This window comes from Streptomyces sp. NTH33 (assembly GCF_003236365.1).
Classification (GTDB): domain Bacteria; phylum Actinomycetota; class Actinomycetes; order Streptomycetales; family Streptomycetaceae; genus Streptomyces.
This window is the reverse complement of the sequence record NZ_POTZ01000679.1, coordinates 1-2,750: the sequence shown is the minus strand read 5'-3', so window position 1 is coordinate 2,750 and position 2,750 is coordinate 1. Positions and strand designations below refer to the sequence as shown.

The 2,750-nt window shown below is 73.0% G+C and carries 4 protein-coding genes and 1 pseudogene; 1 reads left to right on the top strand and 4 read right to left on the bottom strand.

Annotated features, from left to right (window positions below; all coding sequences use genetic code 11):
* On the bottom strand, positions 1–356 hold a 356-nt coding region (locus tag C1I97_RS34845; protein ID WP_220040887.1), incomplete at its 3' end, for a selenium-binding family protein.
* 134 nt (positions 357–490) lie between these two features.
* Between C1I97_RS34845 and C1I97_RS34840 the strand changes: the two are divergent.
* A pseudogene (locus C1I97_RS34840) lies at positions 491–787 on the top strand (Sir2 family NAD-dependent protein deacetylase); the annotation flags it as partial.
* A 50-nt stretch (positions 788–837) separates the two neighbouring features.
* On the opposite strand, the gene C1I97_RS34835 reads toward C1I97_RS34840, so the two are convergent.
* From C1I97_RS34835 to C1I97_RS34825, 3 genes are all read right to left on the bottom strand, one after another.
* Positions 838–1,158, bottom strand: coding sequence for a hypothetical protein (locus tag C1I97_RS34835; RefSeq protein WP_111006969.1), 321 nt, complete (start codon positions 1,156–1,158; stop codon positions 838–840).
* Positions 1,159–1,351: 193 nt separating this feature from the next.
* Positions 1,352–1,834: a methylated-DNA--[protein]-cysteine S-methyltransferase gene (locus tag C1I97_RS34830; protein WP_111006968.1), complete on the bottom strand. Its 483-nt coding sequence runs from the start codon at positions 1,832–1,834 to the stop codon at positions 1,352–1,354.
* 13 nt (positions 1,835–1,847) lie between these two features.
* On the bottom strand, positions 1,848–2,750 hold a 903-nt coding region (locus tag C1I97_RS34825), incomplete at its 5' end, for a DNA-3-methyladenine glycosylase family protein (RefSeq protein WP_146608400.1).

Here is a 2,750-nt window from a genome sequence, read left to right as displayed (position 1 = left end):
GGGCCGGTGTCGAAGACGTGCAGCCGGGAGGAGCGCAGTCCCGGGACGATGAGGTAGCGCCGCGCGGCGTGATGATGACCGGCGTGCGCCAGCGCGCTCGAGCAGGCGTTCCAGCCGAAGTGGTGCAGTTCGTTGCCCAGGTCGGGCAGTTCGGCGTGGGAGATCACGCGGCCGTACAGGGGGGACTCGGGGTCGGTGCCGACGGTGAACAACGCGTCCGCGCGCTGTGCGGTCGGGTCGAAACCGACGACATAGGCGAGCTCCTCCGGGGGTGCGGCGACGGCGTCCGCCGGAGTGCGGTACAGGGTGGGGTCGCTGTGGGCGCCGCTGTCGTGAGCGTGGTCGGTCGTCGTCATGGCTGTTCCTTGTCCCGAACGGGAATCTGGGGCCAGTGGGACCAGGGGGACTCCCGAGAGGCAGCCGGCCTCACCCGTTCGAGATCGATGTGCAGATACCGGACATACAGCCAGCGTTTCACAGCCCCGGAACACTGCCAACGCGGCAGCGCGGAGGCGCGGACCGCCTCAGCGTGCGGCGCGACTCGGGCATTCCGGACTACCGCGGCCCCAACGGGCCGCGGCGGAAGGATCCCGAGGCCGAGAAGCTCGTGACCTACGGGTACTACATGAGCGACCCGGACATCCGGCGGCGGTCCTGGCAGACGCGCCGGAAGAACCGCACCCTGCGGGCCGGGCCGAACCCCGCGCACCTCGCCGTGGCCGACCTGGAGCGCTCCGGGGGGCCGGTCCGGGTGTTCACGCAGAACGTGGACGGCCTGCACCGGCTGGGCACCGGAACTGCGTCGATTCGGGCGCGGGACGATGGATCCGCCGTGTTCTACGGAGTGCCGTGGCCGTCGAGGAAGCGAAGCAGCACAGCGGCCTCCGCGCGGAGCCGCGCGGCTCGGTCGGCGTGGGCGGGGGCAGTCAACTGCGCTGCGGCTCGCAGTCGTTCCGTGGCCTCGGCGCGCACGATGTCCGCCACGCCGCACTCGCTCAGCTCACGCCGCGCCGCCTCGGTGGCGCCGGCACCGACCGGTGACTGTTCGAGGGCCAGGCCGCGCAGTTCGGCTTCGCCCACGGGCACCGCCTCCGCGTTGTCCAGTGCGGCGAGCGTTGCGCGCAGGGCGCTCACCGCGGCCTTGTCACGGGCGCGCATCGCTTCCGGGAGGGCTTGACGCATACGAACACGTAGGGACATGCCGGGACCCTATGGCCGTGTTCCTGGCCCCACAACGGGATATCCCCGCCGGAGGCGGCCGCGCATCCGGCCCGGGGCGGAGCGCCCGCCCGGGCGTCGTACCCCGCCTTTACGCTCGTTCGATGACGTCCTACGGAGGCATCCGCCATTCCTAGAAGAGGGCCGTGCCCCGTTCGAATTCCAGCAGGCGCTGCTTGCGGGGCAGGCCGCCGCCGTAGCCGGTGAGGCTGCCGCTCGCGCCGATGACGCGGTGGCAGGGGACGATGATGCCGATGGGGTTCTTGCCGTTGGCGAGGCCGACCGCGCGGGAGGCGCCCGGTTTGCCGAGGGCTGCGGCGAGCTGGCCGTAGGAGCGGGTCTCGCCGTAGGGGATCGTGCGCAGCTGGTCCCAGACGCTGCGCTGGAACGCGGTGCCGTGCAGGCGCAGTGGGAGGGTGAAGTCTTTCAACTCGCCCGCGAAGTAGGCGTTCAGCTGGTCGACGGCCTCGTCGAAGGGGCGCTCGTCGGGCTCGCCGAAGGTCTCCTGGGTCGGGCGGTGGCGCTGGTCGGTCATGTACAGGCCGCACAGGACGCCGTCGTCGGCGACGAGGGTGAGGGGGCCGTAGGGGCTGTCGATCACGGTGTGCTGCTTCATCGGTGCATTGTCCTTACACGGGAAGGAAGTTGATCGGGTGGCTGTCGGTCGCCCACAGGTACTGCACGGCGTACGCCCGCCAGGGGCGCCAGGCCGCCGCGCGGGCGGTGAGGGCGGCCGGGGTGGACGGCAGGCCGAGTTCCTGAGCGGCGCGGCGGATGCCGAGGTCGGTGGGGAGGAAGGCGTCGGGGTCGCCGAGGGCGCGCATGGCGATCACGTCGGCCGTCCAGGGGCCGAAGCCGGGGAGGGCGAGGAGGCGGGCCCGGGTCGCCGCCCAGTCGCTCTCCACGCCCAGGTGGAGGGTTCTGTCCGCGAGTTGCCGGGCCAGTGTCAGCAGGGTCGTACGGCGGGTGCGGGGCATCGCCAGCGTCTCGGGGTCGAGGGCGGCCAATGACTCCGGGGCGGGGAAGAGGCGGGTGAGGCCGCCCTCGGGGTCGTCGACCGGCTCGCCGTGCGCGGCGGCCAGGCGGCCGGCGTGGGTGCGGGCGGCGGCCGTGGAGACCTGCTGGCCGAGTACGGCCCGCAGGGCGAACTCGGCCTCGTCCACGGTGCGCGGCACGCGCCGGCCGGGGGCCTTGTCGACCAGGGGTGCGAGGACCGGGTCGGTGCGCAGCTGGTCGTCGATCGCGACCGGGTCGGCGTCCAGGTCGAGCATGCGCCGGCAGCGGCTGATGGCGACGGGCAGGTCGCGCAGGTCGCTGAGGGTGAGACGGCAGGCGATGTGGTTCGGCGTCGGGGTCAGCGCGGTGATCCCGTGGCCGTACGGCAGGCGCAGGGTGCGTCGGTAGGCGCCGTCGAGCCACTCCTCCACGCCGGGTACGGCGGTGGCCGCGAGATGGCCGAAGAGGTTGTCGGGGTTGAGCGGGGCGCGGAACGGCAGGCGCAGGGAGAGGGCGCCGGGGGTGCCCTGGGGCTG